The organism is Flavobacterium sp. WG21, assembly GCF_000335775.1.
Taxonomy (GTDB): domain Bacteria; phylum Bacteroidota; class Bacteroidia; order Flavobacteriales; family Flavobacteriaceae; genus Flavobacterium; species Flavobacterium tructae.
Genome location: NZ_AMYW01000026.1, coordinates 1 through 18006 on the forward strand (window position 1 = coordinate 1; position 18006 = coordinate 18006).

Annotated in this window: 20 protein-coding genes; 12 read left to right on the forward strand and 8 right to left on the reverse strand. The window is 35.1% G+C overall.

Going from position 1 to position 18006, the window contains the following annotated elements; genetic code table 11:
* Positions 1–103 precede the first annotated feature (103 nt).
* The 4 genes from C245_RS0116620 (at position 104) to C245_RS0116635 (ending at position 1693) form a co-directional block, all read left to right on the forward strand.
* Positions 104–313, forward strand: a complete 210-nt coding sequence (locus C245_RS0116620) for a hypothetical protein (RefSeq protein WP_017497737.1) — start codon at positions 104–106, stop codon at positions 311–313.
* An 18-nt stretch (positions 314–331) separates the two neighbouring features.
* Positions 332–808 (forward strand): hypothetical protein, encoded by a 477-nt coding sequence (locus C245_RS0116625; RefSeq protein WP_017497738.1) that lies wholly within the window; start codon positions 332–334, stop codon positions 806–808.
* Positions 809–861: 53 nt separating this feature from the next.
* Positions 862–1323: a hypothetical protein gene (locus tag C245_RS0116630; RefSeq protein WP_017497739.1), complete on the forward strand. Its 462-nt coding sequence runs from the start codon at positions 862–864 to the stop codon at positions 1321–1323.
* A 124-nt stretch (positions 1324–1447) separates the two neighbouring features.
* On the forward strand, positions 1448–1693 hold the full coding sequence (locus C245_RS0116635) for a hypothetical protein (protein WP_017497740.1): 246 nt from the start codon (positions 1448–1450) through the stop codon (positions 1691–1693).
* Here the strand turns inward: C245_RS0116635 and C245_RS0116640 are convergent, their stop codons facing one another.
* Positions 1694–2659 (reverse strand): GlxA family transcriptional regulator, encoded by a 966-nt coding sequence (locus tag C245_RS0116640; RefSeq protein ID WP_017497741.1) that lies wholly within the window; start codon positions 2657–2659, stop codon positions 1694–1696.
* Between the two features lie 169 nt (positions 2660–2828).
* On the opposite strand from C245_RS0116640, the gene C245_RS0116650 reads away from it, so the two are divergent.
* The 6 genes from C245_RS0116650 (at position 2829) to serB (ending at position 6582) form a co-directional block, all read left to right on the forward strand.
* Positions 2829–3233, forward strand: a complete 405-nt coding sequence (locus C245_RS0116650; protein WP_017497742.1) for an SRPBCC domain-containing protein — start codon at positions 2829–2831, stop codon at positions 3231–3233.
* 55 nt (positions 3234–3288) lie between these two features.
* Complete coding sequence (locus C245_RS0116655) at positions 3289–3693, forward strand: SRPBCC family protein (protein ID WP_017497743.1); 405 nt, start codon at positions 3289–3291, stop codon at positions 3691–3693.
* A 90-nt stretch (positions 3694–3783) separates the two neighbouring features.
* Positions 3784–4191: a VOC family protein gene (locus tag C245_RS0116660; RefSeq protein ID WP_017497744.1), complete on the forward strand. Its 408-nt coding sequence runs from the start codon at positions 3784–3786 to the stop codon at positions 4189–4191.
* Position 4192: 1 nt separating this feature from the next.
* Entirely contained in the window at positions 4193–4630 is a 438-nt protein-coding gene (locus C245_RS0116665) for an ATPase (RefSeq protein WP_017497745.1), read from the forward strand.
* A gap of 30 nt (positions 4631–4660) precedes the next feature.
* The gene (locus C245_RS0116670; RefSeq protein WP_017497746.1) at positions 4661–5101 is read left to right on the forward strand and encodes a VOC family protein; all 441 of its coding nucleotides are present in this window, start codon (positions 4661–4663) and stop codon (positions 5099–5101) included.
* Positions 5102–5352: 251 nt separating this feature from the next.
* Entirely contained in the window at positions 5353–6582 is a 1230-nt protein-coding gene (gene serB / locus C245_RS0116675; RefSeq protein WP_017497747.1) for a phosphoserine phosphatase SerB, read from the forward strand.
* 243 nt (positions 6583–6825) lie between these two features.
* Here the strand turns inward: serB and C245_RS0116680 are convergent, their stop codons facing one another.
* Genes C245_RS0116680 through C245_RS0116695 form a run of 4 tightly spaced genes read right to left on the reverse strand, consistent with a single transcriptional unit; the run spans position 6826 to position 9861 of the window.
* Positions 6826–7071 (reverse strand): hypothetical protein, encoded by a 246-nt coding sequence (locus C245_RS0116680; protein WP_017497748.1) that lies wholly within the window; start codon positions 7069–7071, stop codon positions 6826–6828.
* Between the two features lie 43 nt (positions 7072–7114).
* Positions 7115–7711, reverse strand: coding sequence for a hypothetical protein (locus C245_RS0116685; protein WP_017497749.1), 597 nt, complete (start codon positions 7709–7711; stop codon positions 7115–7117).
* Positions 7708–8313 carry a hypothetical protein gene (locus C245_RS0116690; RefSeq protein WP_017497750.1) on the reverse strand — a complete coding sequence of 202 codons (606 nt, stop codon included), beginning with the start codon at positions 8311–8313 and terminating at the stop codon, positions 7708–7710. Before C245_RS0116690 ends, C245_RS0116685 begins: the two co-directional genes overlap by 4 nt.
* A 39-nt stretch (positions 8314–8352) precedes the next feature.
* Positions 8353–9861 carry a GH3 auxin-responsive promoter family protein gene (locus C245_RS0116695; protein WP_017497751.1) on the reverse strand — a complete coding sequence of 503 codons (1509 nt, stop codon included), beginning with the start codon at positions 9859–9861 and terminating at the stop codon, positions 8353–8355.
* Positions 9862–10110: 249 nt separating this feature from the next.
* On the opposite strand from C245_RS0116695, the gene C245_RS0116700 reads away from it, so the two are divergent.
* Together C245_RS0116700 and C245_RS0116705 are read left to right on the forward strand one after the other, a co-directional pair.
* Entirely contained in the window at positions 10111–10905 is a 795-nt protein-coding gene (locus tag C245_RS0116700) for a DUF2797 domain-containing protein (protein ID WP_017497752.1), read from the forward strand.
* A gap of 242 nt (positions 10906–11147) precedes the next feature.
* Entirely contained in the window at positions 11148–12227 is a 1080-nt protein-coding gene (locus tag C245_RS0116705; protein ID WP_026110120.1) for a glycosyltransferase family 9 protein, read from the forward strand.
* 48 nt (positions 12228–12275) lie between these two features.
* Here C245_RS0116705 and C245_RS0116710 read toward each other — a convergent pair whose 3' ends face one another.
* From C245_RS0116710 to sppA, 3 genes are all read right to left on the reverse strand, one after another.
* Entirely contained in the window at positions 12276–14870 is a 2595-nt protein-coding gene (locus C245_RS0116710) for an AsmA family protein (RefSeq protein ID WP_017497754.1), read from the reverse strand.
* Between the two features lie 174 nt (positions 14871–15044).
* Positions 15045–15992: an alpha/beta hydrolase gene (locus C245_RS0116715; RefSeq protein WP_017497755.1), complete on the reverse strand. Its 948-nt coding sequence runs from the start codon at positions 15990–15992 to the stop codon at positions 15045–15047.
* Positions 15993–16005: 13 nt separating this feature from the next.
* Positions 16006–17763, reverse strand: a complete 1758-nt coding sequence (gene sppA, locus C245_RS0116720; protein WP_017497756.1) for a signal peptide peptidase SppA — start codon at positions 17761–17763, stop codon at positions 16006–16008.
* Between the last annotated feature and the right edge of the window lie 243 nt (positions 17764–18006).

Below are 18006 nucleotides of genomic sequence, written 5' to 3' on the forward strand. Positions count from 1 at the left end.
TGCTACTACAGTGAAAGTTTATAAGAAAGTAAATAATAAATGGGTTTGGTATCTGAACTTTCCAATTACTTAAAGTTAATATTTTTAAGTAGCGATAAAGATTATGCAAAATAGTTATGCTTGTACTGATTTTGGTATTGCTGTTGGTAAATTAGGAGGGATTAATCTTCCTTCAACAAAGGCCTCTAGTTTTACTTTTAATGGTACATCTCCAGGGAATTTAGGCGAAGATGTTAGAAATGGTAATTTTCTAAATACGACAAAAACGACAACTAAAAGCAATGCTCCACAGAGAAAAGGAGATTGTAATTGATAATTTAAACTATAACAAATGAAATGTCTAAGTTTAGTACTAGTTCTGTTTCTTGGTTATTCGGTAGATTCATATGGTCAAGAGAATAATGAAATAAAGCTGATAAGAGATTTTTATAAAGCATTATATATTAATGATATTGATCCGGAAGAAATAGTTGCTAGATATATTAAATGTTCTGATGCAGATCAATGCAAGAAAGGTGTATATATGGTGATGGACTTTCGTAATCTGGCTAATGAAGAAAAGGGAAATTTCTTTTTATTAAAAAAAGATATAATGGAAAATAATTTTTTTATCTCGTCTTATAATTCTTTTCCTGAGACTGCTAAAATTAAATTCAAAAATCTAGTAGAAGACAAAAGGAAGGAAATTTATAAAGTTGATCTAAGGAATGGTGCTCCTCAGTATTTTTTAATCGAAAAAGATAAAATAGTGTCTTTTTTTGGGTTCCAAAAAGCTGGTTCCGAAGATTATACTTTTATAGTTTTTTAGTAATGTAATATTGTAGAAAGAGAATTTCGTCAAAAAAGAAAGGAGGTTGCTAAATGAAAATAAATAAATGTATGTTTTTAGTTGTCGTGTTATTATTAAAAACACCGACTATTGCATGTCAGAATAAAATAAATGAGACTGACATGGTAACTAATTTTGTGAAATCTGTTTTTTTTGAAGAGAGATCGACGAGATTTATTGCAGATAATTTTATCTGTTTTGAAACAGTAAACTCTGATGTAAAGTATTCTTTAGATGACCGAATAGAGATACTTAGTAAACATTTGAAAAAGATAAAAGAAGATAAAAAAGTGCTCTTAAATTCAGAAGATTTTTATGTGGTAGGCTATAAAGACTATAAGCATGATAAAGTTTTTTTTTCTAGAGATACTGATAAAATTTTTATTTTAATAAGTAAAAATAAACCAGTTGAATATTTCTATTTAATAGATGGCAGAATACTCTCTTTTGATTATATTCTTAAAGGAGATGAGGGGGTGTTTATAACATATTAAATTCTTATTTATAAGTTTCTTAACCTGTTCGTTAATTCGAACAGGTTTTTTGGTGAAGAAAAGAACTTTCTAAGTTAATTTATTTGTTATAATTTTTTTCCTACATTTGCAAAAATGGATTTGTGTGAAGGATATTAAAAAATTTGCCATTGTTTTAATTGTTTTAGGGCTTCCGATTTTGGTAACTCATTGGCTTTTAGTAAAAAAGAAAGAAAAGGAAAAAACGGAGAAATCTATTGCTGTTGACAAAGAAAAAGTTTGGTTGGAACAGTATCAGTCAACGGTAAAAATTGATTCTTCATTGAGAAGGCAGCATTATCATTGGGACAATAGCACACCAGAAAAACTTTTGAAAAGGACTCTGAAATAATTACTGCACCCTAAACTTCTCCCGATACTCAATAGGTTTCATGCCTACCATTTTATAAAAAACTTTCCTAAAGGCTTTCGGATCATTATAGCCCGTTTTCTCAATAATTTCAGAAATCGAAAGCTGCGTTTGTTCCAGATATTTCTTTGAACTTTCAACTCTTATATTTTGCAGGTATTCAATAGGTGGGATGCCGGTAACCTGTTTGAAACGACGCGTCATATTTCGGGTACTGGTAGGAATGTCTTTGGTGATTTCTTCCAGTTTTTCGATTGTATGATACTGACTTTCTATTTTTTGCTGCAGCATGGCAACCAAAGTATCATTGTGCAAATGATTGGGTCTAAAGGTGCTGAAATAACTCTGTTTGTATCGGTTTAAATCAATCGAAAAAATCTTTGCAATCTGAACTGCAATCTCATTTCCACAGTATTTCTGAACCAAAAGAATCAACAGGTGAAACGTTGAGGTAGAGCCTCCGCTGGTATACAAACTACCGTCGGCCGTTAAAGTTTCTTCGGGTTTCAATTTTACAAGTGGGAACGCTTTGGTAAAAGCACTGCAGGCATCGACATGAGTTGTGGCCAACTTTTCGTTAAGCAAACCGGATGCGGCAAATAAAAAGGCACCCGTACAAAAACTGGCCAGCTCGGCACCGGATTGATGGTGCTTTTTTAGCCATGGAATAAAGTTTTTGTTTTTTGCGATCATTTCGCTCATATTATCCGTAGTAAAAGCCGGAATCAGGATAAGTTCAAGGATTGTTGTTGAATCTTCAACCGGATTTACTTTATAGCCGAACAAATTTGCTTCTTTGATCTGTTCTGTCAATTGAAATACCATAATCTCAAAAGGCTTTTCGTCTTCTTTAGCAAGTTTGTTGGCGGTTTCAAAAACTTCTAAAATAGCTGCTATACTTAGTAATTTATAGTCGTGCGGAACAATTAATCCTACTTTCTTAGTCATGATTGCATTGGTTTTTGGAAAAATGATAGGTTACAAAAGTAAGTATTTTGTCTTAAATGACCCTAAAAATGACTTTTAATGTAACTTAAAGCTAATGCTAAAAAACTAAATTTGCTTTAAATAATTTGTAATTTTATAAAGAAACATCTTTGATTTTAGTAAATAAACAATGATAACCGTACAAAACATAATTAAGGAGGCCATAGACAAAGTCTGGGAGTTTTGGACAACACCAGAACATATTGTAAAGTGGAATTTCCCTTCGGAAGATTGGCATACTATTCAGGTTGAAAATGATTTGCGAGTTGACGGAAAATTCAAATATACGATGGCTGCGAAAGACGGAACTGCCACTTTTGATTTTGAAGGAGTTTATACGAGGGTGGAAACTTTTTCAGAAATAGAGTATCAACTATCTGATAACAGAACCGGAAGTGTTCATTTTGAAGCAAGTAGTGATAAAGTCATTCTCACCGAAATATTTCAACCCGAAACAGAGAATCCTGAAGAAATGCAGCAGCAATGGTGTCAGGCCGTGATTGACTGTTTTAAAGAGTATGTTGAAAATAACTAAATAAAAAACGAAACAAGAACCAATTTTAAAAGTATAACTAAAAAAAAGAAATAAAATGATAACAGTACAAAACACGATTAATGCATCAGTAGACAAAGTTTGGGAATTTTGGACAGCACCGGAACACATTACAAAATGGAATTTTGCTTCTCCGGACTGGCATACACCTCATGCTGAAAATGATCTGAGAGTTGGAGGGAAATTTACATCGACTATGGCTGCAAAAGACGGCAGTATGAGTTTTGATTTTGGAGGGGAGTACACTGTAGTAGAGCAGAATAAAGCTATTGAATACATTTTAGAAGATGGAAGAAAGGTTGAAATTACTTTTAAAGAAACACCAAGCGGAGTTGAGGTAATTGAAAAATTTGATCCCGAAACAGAAAACCCTGAAGAAATGCAGCGCGGAGGCTGGCAAGCCATCATGGATAATTTTAAAAGTTATACCGAAAGTAATTAGTTTTTTTAGGCTCAAAGGTTCAAAGAAGCAAAGTGACAAAGGTGATGACTGACATCACAGAGATAGAATTTAATTTTAAAAAGAGTTAGAATGACAAAACAAATTTGGCTGAATTTGCCGGTAAAAGAGGTGGCAAAATCAAAGGCTTTTTTTTCGGAAATAGGATTCTCTTTTAATGAAGAACACGACACACCAAAGTCAACTTGTATGGTGATTGGAGAAGGAAAATTTGTAGTAATGCTTTTTGAAGAAAAATTGTTTGCCAGTTTTTCTCATAATCAACTGACAGATACTAAGACAAGTACAGAAGTTCTGATCTCGATTGATGCTGAAAGTACTGCTGAAGTAGATGAACTGGCAAAGAAAGTTAAAGAAGCCGGAGGAACTGTTTTTGCTCCACCGTCAGAAAGTCAGGGATGGATGTACGGCTGTGGCTTTGCAGATCTAGACGGTCATCGTTGGAACATATTATTTATGGATTTTAGTAAACTATCATAGTATGGAAACTTTAGAATTTAAAATCAGAATTAAAGCCCCGGTACAAAAAGTCTGGGCAGTTTTATGGGACGAGGAAACGTATAAGAAGTGGACGGGATCTTTTTGCGAAGGTTCATACGCCATAAGTGAATGGAATCAGGGCGATAAAATACATTTCTTGTCTCCAAACGGAGAAGGAATGAATAGTGTCATTGAAACGAAAATTCCGAACGAGTATATGGCTTTTAAACATATAGGCGAAATCAAAGACTTTAAAGAATTGCCTCTTGACGAAGAAACCAAAAAGTGGACAGGTGCCATGGAAACGTATCGATTAACAGCCGATGACGAATTTACTGATTTGGTAGCGCAGGTAGATGTAGTGGAAAAATACATCGATTATTTTAAGGAAGCATTTCCAAAAGGGCTGGAGACCGCTAAAGAACTCTCAGAAAAATAAAAACAAACAACAAACAAAAAAACAAATATCATGGCAACAGCAGTAAACCCTTATTTAATTTTTAACGGAAATTGTGAAGAAGCATTTCTGTTTTATCAATCCGTTTTTGGAGGAGAATTTCCATTTCTTGGAAGATTTAATGAAATGCCGGCAGGTGAAGAAGGATGTGGTCCGGTATCTGAAAAAGATGCTAATCGAATCATGCACGTTTCATTGCCAATTGGAAACACCATTCTGATGGGAAGTGATAGCAGTGAGCAATCCGGAGACGTAACTTTTGGAGGGAATTTCTCCATCTCTATAAATGTGGACAGTGCAGCAGAAGGAGACCGTATTTTTAACGGACTTTCAGCAGGAGGAACTGTTTATATGCCAATGGCAAAAACCTTTTGGGGAGCTTATTTTGGAATGTTCAAAGATAAGTTTGATGTAAGCTGGATGGTAAACTTTGATGAAAACCAGGCAGGTTAAAAACAACTTCTTATATTTTATCACCATACAAAAGATTTCAGGGATTCACCATTTTAATCCTTGAAATCTGTGATAAAAAAACAATTCAGAGATTGAAAAAGTTAGGTTATTCCAATCCCTGAACATTATTGTTAAATTACTCCAAAAAGCACAGTATTAGGTGCTTTTTCTCTTTAAAAAACAAGCAATATCCTTTTTTATCAACATTAGATTGTCGATTTTTGTCGCTTCGTAAAATCAATAAACATAAAATGGCAACAGAAGATAAAGAGATTATTTTATTAAAAGTTTCAGGACATGATAAAATAGGAGTAACAGCAGGTTTAACCGCTGTATTGGCAACTTACGATGCAAATATTTTAGATATTGGTCAGGCCGATATTCATGATACACTTTCTCTGGGAATTTTATTCGAAATTCAGGCAGGTTCCTCTTCCGGCCCCGTTTTAAAAGATTTATTGTTCAAAGCTTATGAATTAGAAATTAAAGTAAAATTTATTCCAATTTCTATCGAGGATTACGAAAAGTGGGTGAAATCACAATCCAAACAACGTTATATCATCAATATTTTGGGCGAAAAACTAGCCGCTTCTCAATTGGCTGCCGTAACCAAAATAATGTCAGCCCAAAATCTGAATATTGATTCTATTATAAGATTAACAGGAAGAACTTCTATTGTAGATCTGGAAGAATACCCTCGTTCCTGCATACAATTGTCCGTGACCGGAGAGATCGTTAATAAGATTGACATGACAGCAAGTTTTATGGAAATTTCCAGAACGTTAAATGTGGATATATCCTTTCAGGAAGATAATATTTACAGACGAAACAGGCGTTTGGTTTGCTTCGATATGGACTCTACTTTAATTCAGACTGAAGTGATCGACGAACTGGCCGAGCTGAACGGAGTAGGAGATCAGGTTAGAGCCATCACAGAATCAGCAATGAATGGAGAGATTGATTTCAACGAAAGTTTCAAACAGCGTATGGCATTGCTCGAAGGATTGAGCGAAGATGTTTTGCAGAATGTAGCCGTCAATTTACCGATTACAAAAGGAGCGCATCGCTTAATGAAAGCCCTGAAATATTATGGATACAAAACTGCAATTTTGTCTGGAGGATTTACCTATTTTGGAGAGTATCTTCAAAAAGAATTAGGCATCGATTACGTTCATGCCAATAAATTAGAGATAAAAGACGGTAAACTTACCGGAAAATATATAGGCGATATTGTAGACGGCCAAAAGAAAGCCGAATACCTAAAAGCAATCGCCGACAAAGAAGGAATTCACATCAACCAGACCATTGCGGTTGGAGATGGCGCCAATGATTTACCAATGATCAATTTAGCAGGTTTAGGAATCGCTTTTCATGCCAAACCAAAAGTAAAAGAAAATGCAGCAACGTCAATTTCAAGTCTGGGTCTTGACGGAGTTTTATATTTATTAGGATACCATGACAGGTATATCGATATGATGTAAATCTATTTTCGGGCTGAGCGAAGTCGAAGCCCTTTTAATGCCGAAAAGAACTTTGATTTCGCTCATTTTAGTCAGGCTGAGCGAAGTCGAAGCTATGGACATGCCCCACTGAAAAAGTAGGTCGGGCTATCCGTTGCGCACGAGCGAAGTGAACTGACGTGAAAATCCTTTTGTATCAGCCACTGCAGACACAAAAGGATTTTCACTTCTATCCCTCATGCGATCAGGCAATAGTATTGGGGCTTATTTCTCTCTGGATTTCAATTCAGTCTGGATGTCTTTTAAAGTCTTAAAACTGAAAATAAGTAGTGGCAGCAAGGCAATAGGGACAATTTGAACAGCACTGAATCCTTTTAAAAAAGCAAGATAAATGTTAGAGATAAATAATAAAAGTAAAAGGATGGTAAATGCATAAGCGGCTGATTTTGAAATTTTCTCGCTTTTAACTAAATCTTCAGTAGTCATTTCGCTGTATTTTTTGGTGCTCATTTTATGTTGGTTTTTGGTTAATTGAATAGTGTATTTTGAGATTTCAAGTTGTAGGGCTGTTTAGGTTCCACCCTTTTTTAGTTAAATAATTTTTACATTTTAAGCAAAAGGCGGTTTCTTTATCTAAATGATTTTTTCCTTCAGCATCTCTCATTAAGCATGTTTTTACAGGACAATGAGGCAAGCCTTCGGTGTGACCTAACTCATGCAAAACAACTTTATAGAATTGTACTTCTTTGTTTCTTTTGCTCAGTCTAAAATCAGAAACCACACAGGATTTGCCTGGATGATAGCCTAGACCCATAACGCCCCAATCCTTGTTTTTACCTTTGGTAACGCTAATGTCGCAGTTTGATAAACCCACAATTACGGTATCTTGACCAACATTGTTTTTGATGGTTTTAATAATACTATCAGCCCTATATCTGTTTCTGGGTTTGTAGTAAGAGTTTTTTGGAAAAGGTATATTTTTCCTTAAAATAATATTAGGGTTAATCGTTTTGATTTTATTGAAGACACTTTTTGCTTGTTCAATATTGAAATCTCCTAAAGGTTGAATAACGATTATTTTTTGATGTTGCTCTTTTGTATTGGTACAAGAAATAAAAATAAAAAGTAGAATCAGAATGGCATTTTTCATTTTGTAGATTCTAAGCGCGTTAATTCGATATTCTTAATGGCTCCCAGAGGGGCAACTTTGATGGCATTGTTTTTTGGAGTCAGATAAAAATAGTAAGCACTATTCACATCGATCAAAAAAATAGTTTCTGTTTCTCCTGTGTTAAAGGTGAGTTTTTGTTCGTATTGCAGTTTATTCGACTTAATTTTTTCTGCGATTTTGTACCCTTCACCAATTCCTAAACCAAGGAAAAAACTTAACAGTCCAATTCCAATGGAAATTAAAAAAAAATGTTTCAGCTTGCTCTTGATCTCTATGTCTGAGAATTTATCGCCATCCGGTTTGGTGCCGATTATTTTTTTTGCCCAGCTTTTATTGCGATGCTTGTAGCATAAGCTGATAAAAAGTAAGATAAAAACGGCGAAAACAATTAGACTTAAAAGGATAATTGGATTCGCAGTTAAATCAGCAATGGGGCTGACAAGAATATCCATAATGGTCGAATATTTCAGAATGTTTATTTTCAATTGGAAAAAGAAAACGCATTCTTTTAAAATTCCCAGCACGACGAGAAAAAGATAACCTATTGGAAGTAAATTCTGGATTTTTTCTATTGATTTCATTCGAATTAACACGGTCTTTGGTTAAGGTCCTTATAAAAATTACATCTCTTTCAGTTGCTCCAGATAATCCCTCTGATTCGAAAGTCTTGGAATTTTATGTTGTCCGCCTAATTTGTCCCGCTCTTTTAGCCAGTCGTAAAACAGGTTCTCACGTGCCACGTTAATCACCAGAGGATTTAAAGTCATATTGTTGTGACGTTTGGCTTCGTAATCCGAATTTAAAGTTTGTAGTGTTTCGTCCAGGACCTTTTGGAAAAGCCCCACATCAGCAGGTTTCTTCTTAAACTCAATCATCCATTCGTGGGCCCCTTTTTCCTTGTCCTGCATAAAAATAGGCGCAACGGTGTAATCGATCACTTCGGTGTGAGTAAGCTGGCAGGCTTTGGCAATCGCCTGATCGGTATTTTCGACCATTAATTCTTCGCCGAACACATTAATATGGTGTTTCGTTCTGCCCGTCACTCTGATTCTGTAAGGGTTTAGAGAAGTAAAACGAACCGTATCTCCAATCAAATAACGCCATAAACCGGAATTCGTCGTAATGACAATCGCATAGTTTTTGTTTAACTCAACATCAGCCAGACGAATTACTTTTTGGTTTGGAGTGCCAAACGTATCCATCGATATGAATTCATAGAAAATGCCATAATCCAGCATCAGCAATAAATCACTCGAATTGTTTAAATCCTGAATGGCAAAAAAGCCTTCAGAAGCATTGTATATTTCGTAGTACCTGAAATCTTTGCTTGGTAAAATATTTTTGTATTGCTCTTTATAAGGAGAGAAGCTTACGCCCCCATGGAAATACACTTCCAGATTAGGCCAGATATCCAAAAGACTTTCTTTCCCCGTATTTTCTAAAACTTTATTCATTAAAACCAGCATCCATGACGGAACACCCGCAAAACTGGTTACATTTTCGTTTTTTGTTTCATTTATAATCGCAGCAATTTTAGATTCCCATTCGCTCATCAGAGAAGTTTTACTGCTTGGAGTACTGCTAAACTCGGCCCAGATAGGCATGTTTTCAATCAGAATAGCGGATAAATCTCCAAAGAACGTATTGTTGTTCTCGTAGATCTGAGAACTTCCGCCCAGACGAAGACTTTTACCCAGAAACAATTCCGAATCCTCATTGTTGTTGAGGTACAAACAAAGCAAATCTTTACTTCCTTTATAATGACAATCCTCAAGAGCTTCATTACTCACAGGAATGAATTTACTTTTGGCATTCGTAGTTCCGCTCGATTTAGCAAACCATTTTATTGGCGTTTCCCAAAATACATTCTGTTCCCCCTGACGCGTACGTTCAATCAATGGCTGAAGTTCCTCATAGGTAGCAATCGGTACCCTTTCAGCAAAAGTCTGATAAGAATTAATCGATTCAAAATCATACTGTTTCCCTATAATAGTGTTTTCTGAAGCGGTCAGCAAATTGTGCAACAGTTCTTCCTGAACTTCATTCGGATATTTTAGAAAAAGTTCTATTTGATGTATCCTTTGTTTTAGGACCCACGAAGCGAAAGAGTTGATTATTGATAAGGGCATGGGTGAAATTTATATTTTAGATTGCTGATTGTAGATTTTAGATTTTACAATTCGCGTAAAATCAGGAACCTTAAAATTTGAATATCGAAAGACAAATAGTAACTTTGCCGTTGTATCAAAAATAGTGTTTTTTTGTAAAAAATAACATGCTATTTTTATTAAACATTCCGGTTCGGCTGAATTTTAACTCTTAAAATTCAGAATTCAGACCGACAAATCTAAAATCTACAATCAGCAATCTAAATTCTAATGACATATCAAGGCGTACTTACAAAAATGCAAACTGAAATGGGGGCTCCAATTCAGTATTATTTGGTATTTGAAGACAGTTTTTTAAACATGAATCAATTACTGAACAAAGAAATTGAGATTAATTTCGTCGGGTTTGAATGTCTGAATTGCCACAAGAAGAAAAAGATCTACCGTCAGGGATTTTGTTATGAGTGCTTTTACTCAAGCCCTGCTGTTGGGGATTGGATTATGCGACCGGAACTCAGTACCGCACACTTAGGAATTGCTGACCGTGATTTGGAATACGAACAGAAAGTACAGCTTCAGCCTCATGTGGTATATCTGGCTTTGGCAAGTGAAGTAAAAGTTGGAGTAACGCGTAAAACTCAAGTTCCAACACGCTGGATCGATCAGGGAGCCACACAGGCTATTGCGATTGTTGAGGTTCCAAACCGATATTTAGCCGGAATTACAGAGGTGGCATTAAAAGACCACTATACCGACAAAACAAACTGGAGAAAGATGCTTCAAAATACAGGTGAAAGTTTCGATCTGCTGGCTGAAAAGGCAAAAGTAGAAAGTTTGATTCCGGCAGAAGTACAGGAATATTTTTATACCCAAAAAAATGATCTGTATGAACTACAGTATCCGGTTTTAAATTATCCGACTAAAGTAACCAGTCTGAATCTGGATAAAACCCCGTCATTTCAGGGGAAATTAACCGGAATTAAAGGGCAATATTTAATCTTTGAGAACGGAACTGTTTTTAATGTAAGAGGTTCGGAAGGTTATGTGGTTAGTATTGCAGTTTAACATTTAAAGGAAGAAAAGCGCTTTGTAAGGAATTGTTTATTAGTATTTTAGTATATTTATAATACAGTTTTAGTAAAATTGTAATTTGAATGTTGAAACATTTGATTACAATTTTATAATAATTATTTATTAGAAGATTTTAATTTTAAATCTAAAGAGAACCTAGTTTAGCAAAAAGCGAAATGAAAGTTTTTTTTTGAATTTCCAAGGACAAATATTTAATTAATAAATGAATTATAAAGATGAGTGTTTTAAAACGAATAAATGTGGTCAGGCGCAGCGTAATGCACCGTCTCACTAAGAACATTGGAAAGCCAAGATCAGAGCAGCATATTGTTTTAGTGGATAAAACAGAAATTAGGCGGGTCCTGATTTGCAGGCCAAATGCCAGACTCGGAAACTTATTATTGATTACGCCGCTTGTTCAGGAAGTCAACGATATGTTTCCAAATTGTAAAGTCGATTTGTTTGTTAAGGGAGCTTTAGCTCTGGTAATTTTTGGTAATTATCAAAACATCAACAAGGTAATTGGTTTACCTAAAAAACCGTTCAAAAGCTTATTGGAATACCTGAATGTCTGGATTTCAATAAAAACACAAAAATACGATGTTGCGATCAACGTAGATCAAAACTCTTCTTCAGGACGTTTAGCAGTCCAATTCTCTAATGCTAAATATAAATTTTACGGAGATTTAAATGATGAATCTCAACTTGTAAAAAAAGACTACGATCATATTGCGAAATATCCCGTTTATAACTTCCGAAATTATTTAACGAAACTTGGATTAGCAAAAAGCAACAAAATAATAGCCCCGATTGACCTTAAACTATCTTCTGCCGAAATTGCTAACGGAAAGAAAATTTTAAATGACTTAGTGCCTGATTCTAAAAGAACCATCTGTATTTTTACGTATGCGACAGGAGCAAAATGCTTGTCGGAAGAGTGGTGGGAGAACTTTTACGGGCAACTTAAAGAGGAATATAAAGACTATAATATTGTCGAGATCCTACCAGTAGAAAATGTTTCGCAAATTGCATTTCAGGCACCTACATTTTACAGTAAAGATATCCGCGAAATAGGGTCGGTAATTGCCAATACTGATTTGTTTATTGGAGCTGATAGTGGAATCATGCATTTAGCCAGTGCCGTTCAGACTCCAACGATTGGGCTTTTCTCGGTTTCAAACCTTAAAAAATATGAACCTTACGACAATTGCAGTATTGGAATAGATATTAATTTGCATACTAAAAAGGATTATGTGAAAATCATAAACTCCATCCTGAACAATGGAAAACTTAATACTATAGGACAAGCAATTTAAATGATAAGAAACAAAAAAAAGGCATCCGTAGATGCCCTTTTTTTTTGTTTAGTTTTTCTTCTTAAACAAGCCATTGATTAAGTCACTGGCTTTTTTAGTAACCTCCTGAGTTTTTTGCTCTTTTTCGGTAGCAGCAGCTTTAGTGGTATCTTTAGCTTTCGTGTTTTTATTGATAAAATCATTAAGAGCCGAAGTTCCTTTTTGAGTCAGCTTGTCTCTTTGCTGATTCGCAACCTGCGAAGCCAGACTGGTCACAGCACTTTTCATATCCGTTGATACTTTTGGGTGCGAAAAATTACCTGTAAGCACAGCATTTATTGGAATGTTTTGCAGTTTTGCAGCATCTGAAGGTGACATTTTAGCAAGGAAGGCATTGGCTTCATTTCCTAAGTATTTTGCCGGAACATCTAATTTTAAATTATAGTTCATCGTTTGATCGAAACCATGAGTTCCGCCAATTGTAATTTTAATGTCCTGATACTTGATGTCAAATGGTTTTACGCTCACTTTTCCGTTATCAAACGTTAGAGCCGCTTTAATATCATTCAGGTTTATTTTATTAGGATCAATAAATTTCAGGTTAGAAGTTAAGGCATTTATAACGGTTGAATTTTTAGAATTTACAGTAGTTGAAAGCAGCTGTCCTAAAAGATCTCCCGAGATTGATTTTAGATCCGGAGTCAATTCCTTGTCGTCTAAGTTTCCGTTTAATTTTATAGTCGAGTTTAATTTTCCGTTGATGATTCCTGCCAAAGGAGCAATTTTTTTCATCATGTCTAATTGCGTAAAAGTTTGCGCAATATCCACCTGATTGAAACCTAAATTCATATCAAAAGTAGGCACTTTTGTTTTGGTAGAAACAGCTCCGTTAAGGCCAATTGTTCCCCCAAAAATAAAGGTTTTAAAGTTTTCTAAAGTAGCTTTTTCGTCCTTAACGATTAATCGTCCCGAAACGTCTTTTAGTTTCAGATTGTCATATAAAACCGTTGTAGCTTTAGCATTTAAAGTACAATTTAAAAACGCCGGAATCTTCATCGCTTCAGTAGGTTTTGCAGCTGCTTTTTCTGTAGCAGGAGTTCCTGAAGTCATAAAATCATTCACTGCCAGCTGATTTGAACTCATATTGAAGTTTCCTCTTAGTTCTTGTTTTTTGAACATGAAACCATAGAAATTTTCCAGCACTCCGTTAATGCTTAAATCACTTTTTCCGGTTGTGGCGTCAAATTTTTTCAGGTTTATGGTACTCGGATTAAACTCGACCAATGCCGTACTGATGTTCATCGATTTATTGTTTTCGTCCGTATATTTAAATCCGGACAAACTCATGGTTCCGGCATTTTTGATATTCTGGTATTGACTTTTTTCAACAGAAGCCATATCAAATTGTGTAGTCACATCAGCTTTTAAAATACCGGCAAGAGGTTTGTCCATTTTAATTGGATACGCTTTAGAAAGATTTGCCAAATTGATGGTTCCTTTCAAGGCCGCGTTCACGATAGGGTTTTGCGTGATGTTTTTGATATTAGCTTTGGCGTTAAAAACATCCTGATCGATTCGGAAGGAAAGTTTATCCAGATTAACATAAGTATCATTCAGGATTCCCGTTTCGTTGATGATTTTCGTGTCAATTACAATATTTTGAACCGATTTTGGAAGGTTTGGATATTGAAACGAAGCATTGTTAGAAGCAATTGCCACATTAAACTTAGGAACAGTAGTCTCGGTTAATTCACCTTTAGCAAAACCGGCTACAGTAAAATCTCCGGTAGTTTTTACACCCTCCAGACTTGAAGCATACGCAGAAGGAATCAGTCCTAAGAAATTCGTAAAGGATGAAGTGGGAGTCTTAAATTTCAGATCATAAATTTGTCCGGCATCCACCATCTGAATAAACCCGTCAAACTCCAAAGGCAATTGATTGATTAAAGCTTTATTCTCTTTAAAGGTATATTTGCTTTTTTCAAGGTCAATTCCCAATACAGCGTCTAAAGTCAGTTTTACATTTTTCATGTAATTGATCTTATCCATATCCAAAGAAACATTAGCAACAGATTTTGTTGTTAAATCTAATTTTGAATTGGTGAAATCGCCCGTTCCTTCATGGTTCAAACTGTCAATTACCATTTTTATTTTAGATCCCTGATCGATGTATCTGAAAGTGAAATTTTCGATTTTATAATTTTGAATTTTCAGCGAAAGCGGTTTGCTTTTGTCGTCTTTCACGTCCTTTTCTTTATCTTTTAGGGCAATATCAAAATTACCAACACCGTCTTTGTTGAAAATAATATTCACCAGACCATTGGTAGAGCTGATTCCCTGTATGTTTAAAGGCTCTTCTTTTCCTTTGAAAAGTTCCTTAATGCTCATTTTTAAGTTTAGCTCGCCTAATGAAACCAAAGTATCTCCTTCAAATGGAGCTTTATTGATGATCACCAGTTTTTCGATTCCCACAGTGGCATTTGGAAAGTTTTTGAACAAACTTAAATCGGCATCTGTAAAACTTACCTTGGCATCAACACTTTTGTTGATGGCTTCTGAGATTTTAGCTTTTATTTGATCTTTAAAGAAATACGGAATGGCAAATAAGGCCGCTACAAGGACTACAAGAACTATAGCTGTTATTTTTAAAATTTTCTTTACCATATAAATAAATTTGAGGGGTTAAATTGCAAACTGATTGCTGCAAAAATAGTTTTTTTTGATGGAGTTCATAAATAAAGTTTTTGTTAAACCTAAGAATATACTTCTGTTTGTCCCAAACAAAAATCCGCCTGAATATAAGTTCAAACGGATTTTTAATGTTTTTATGATTGCCGATTATTTTTTAATGAAAGAAATAATCTTAGTGGCCATGATTTCTGAGATAGGCAGACTCTCATTTTTATAGCTTTCCAGATTGGCCTGATGATCTCCATCGATAATTTTCATGACATGATTCATTTTATCAACGATCAAAAGTTCAGCATTTTTATTGGCCTTCGATAAGAGTTCAGCATCTTTTACGGTCACCTGTAAATCCTGATTTCCCTGAACGATCAAAATAGGAACATTTAGTTTTTTGATTTCGTTTTGCGGATTGTATTTGAACCAGGAAACTAAATACGGCTGAATGCTTGGTCTGAAAAGAGCATTAAGCATTGGGTCTACTTTTTTTACTGTAAATCCGCTTTTCAGACTATCAATAATCGGGAAGGTTAATTCCTCTACTTGTTTGTTTTGTTTGGAAGCAATTTGCGATTTGATCAATTGGTCGGCAGATTCTCCAGCACCTGCAATTGAGATAAACTTATTGGCTTTTGCTCCGGCAATCATTCCAATCAGAGAGCCTTCGCTGTGGCCAATTACAATTACTTCAGAGAAACGGCTGTCTTGTTTTAACAGATTGATCCAGCTTTTGGCATCTTCGGTGTAATTCTCAAATACAAGAGTTTGTTCTGAGATAGCAGCCGGTTTACTTTCTGCAATTCCTCTTTTGTCGTATCGTAATGATGCAATTCCGTTTTTTGCCAGCACTTCCGCAAGCATTTTCAGAGAATTGTTTTTCATCATCGGATTGTTTCCGTTACGATCCGTAGGCCCTGAACCTGAAATGAGTAAAGCTACCGGGCACCTTTTTTCTAAATTCGGAGTGGTCAACGTACCAAAAAGCTGATCGATGTTGATTTTTAAAACAATGGGAGTTTCTGTAAAAGCAACTTCGGTTTTATTCTGAGCATTCACAAAATTCAGCAACAGAATAGCAGCAAGGGCAAATAAATTCTTCATTTTTAAAAGGAAGTTATTTAATGTTTATTCCGAATGGAAGCATGGCCTGAACTCCTTTTTGTTTTTGAAGTCTTTTTACCTGCTCAATAAGCATATAATTTTCTTCTCCGATTTCTTCCTTAATAAAAGCTTCTTTTGATTGCGCAAATGGCAGATTGGAAAGAAGGTCATTGAATGTTTTTTCGTATTCAGGATAGTTTTGTGTACTGTACGTTTTGATCTTTGCAATTTTTGCAGCTTCAGCAATAGCATCATTCAAACCTCCAATCTGATCTACTAATCCAATTTTTAAAGCTTCACTTCCTGACCAGACTCTTCCTTGTGCGATCGAGTCTACCTGTGCAAAAGTCATTTTTCGGCCTTCTGCAACGTGTGTTACAAAGGTTTTGTAAATATGCTCAACTCCTTCTAAAGTAAAGGCTTTAAATTTTTCGTCAACAGGTACAAACGGACTGTAATTTGCGGAGTTTTCATGTGTTTTTACCTGCTCTGTGTTGATTCCTAATTTATGAGCTAAAGGAGTGAAGTTAGGCAGTACTCCAAAAACACCTATAGAACCAGTAATCGTATTGCTTTCTGCAAAAATTTTGTTGGCGTTGCAGGCAATGTAGTAACCGCCTGATGCGGCATAATTCCCCATAGAAACCACAACCGGTTTTACTTTTTTGGTTATCTCGATTTCTCTCCAGATCAGGTCAGAAGTTAAAGCACTTCCTCCTGGACTGTCTATTCTCAGAACGATTGCTTTTACATCTTCATTTTTGCGCGCCTCCTGTAAAGAACGTCGCATAGAACCTTCACCAATTACATTAACATCTCCTTCGCCGCCTTGTATTTCACCCTGTGCATAAATTATAGCAATTTGATCAGTAGCAGTATTGGTCAGGGCAGTTGTAATGTTGTTTTGAGTATAATCTAAAATCGAAATTTTATTGTAATCGTCATCTCCCGTTACTTTTAGCGCTTTTTTAATCGCGTTATGGTACACATCTTCATAAGCAATAACATCTACCAGTTTTTGTGCTTTTGCCATTTCCGGAGTTCTGGCCAGTAATCCATTGGCGATTTCATTTAGTTTCGGCAGCGGAATATTTCTGCTTTTTGAAATATCAGTCGTAACCGTAGTCCAGATGGAGTTTAAAAGAGCAGTTACCTGTTCTCTGTTGGCATCACTCATTTTATTTTCCAGAAAAGGTTCAACGGCACTTTTGTATTTTCCGTGGCGAATCACTTCCATGTGAATGCCTGATTTTTCCTGAAAATCTTTGAAGAACATCACCTCAGACGAAAGACCTTTAAAATCTAAATCTCCGGCAGGATTCAAATAAATAGTATTGGCTACAGAATTTAGATAATATTCTTTTTGCGAGTACGTATTGGCATAAGCCCAAACAAACTTTCCTGATTTTTTGAAACTTTCAAGCGCATTTCTCAAATCTTTGTATTGTGCCAGACCTAAAGAAGACTCATCATTTAAAATAGAAATTCCTTTAATGTTATCATCGGTTTTCGCCGCTTCAATAGCATTGATTACATCTGTTAAACCGATGCCTTTTTTATCCGAAAAAACAGTTACCCACGGGTCTTTATATTTTCCGGCATAATCGTTTTGAATTTGTTTTAAATTTAATTCAATAACAGAATCACTTTTCACAGAAACAGCGTCGTCTCCTCCAAAAATTGCTCCAATAAGAATGACCCCAAAAAAGAAGAGGATAATAAATACAAAAATACCAATAACAGTGGCAATTACATTTCCTAAAAACTTCATAAGTATATTTTTTTTAATAAGTATCGAAAAAGGTTGGTTTGTTACAAAAGTAATCTAAAAACAAATTAATTCGAATGGTAAATTGGATGAAATGGTTGTGGCTTCTGCATTTTTAACGCATTAAATTAAAGATAAGATATTTTGTAAGATAAATATAGTTTGAGTTCGGAATATTTTATATTTGAGGAAACCAAATACTTAAATATGAAAGATAAAATAATTTTGTGGAGTCTTTTTTTCTTG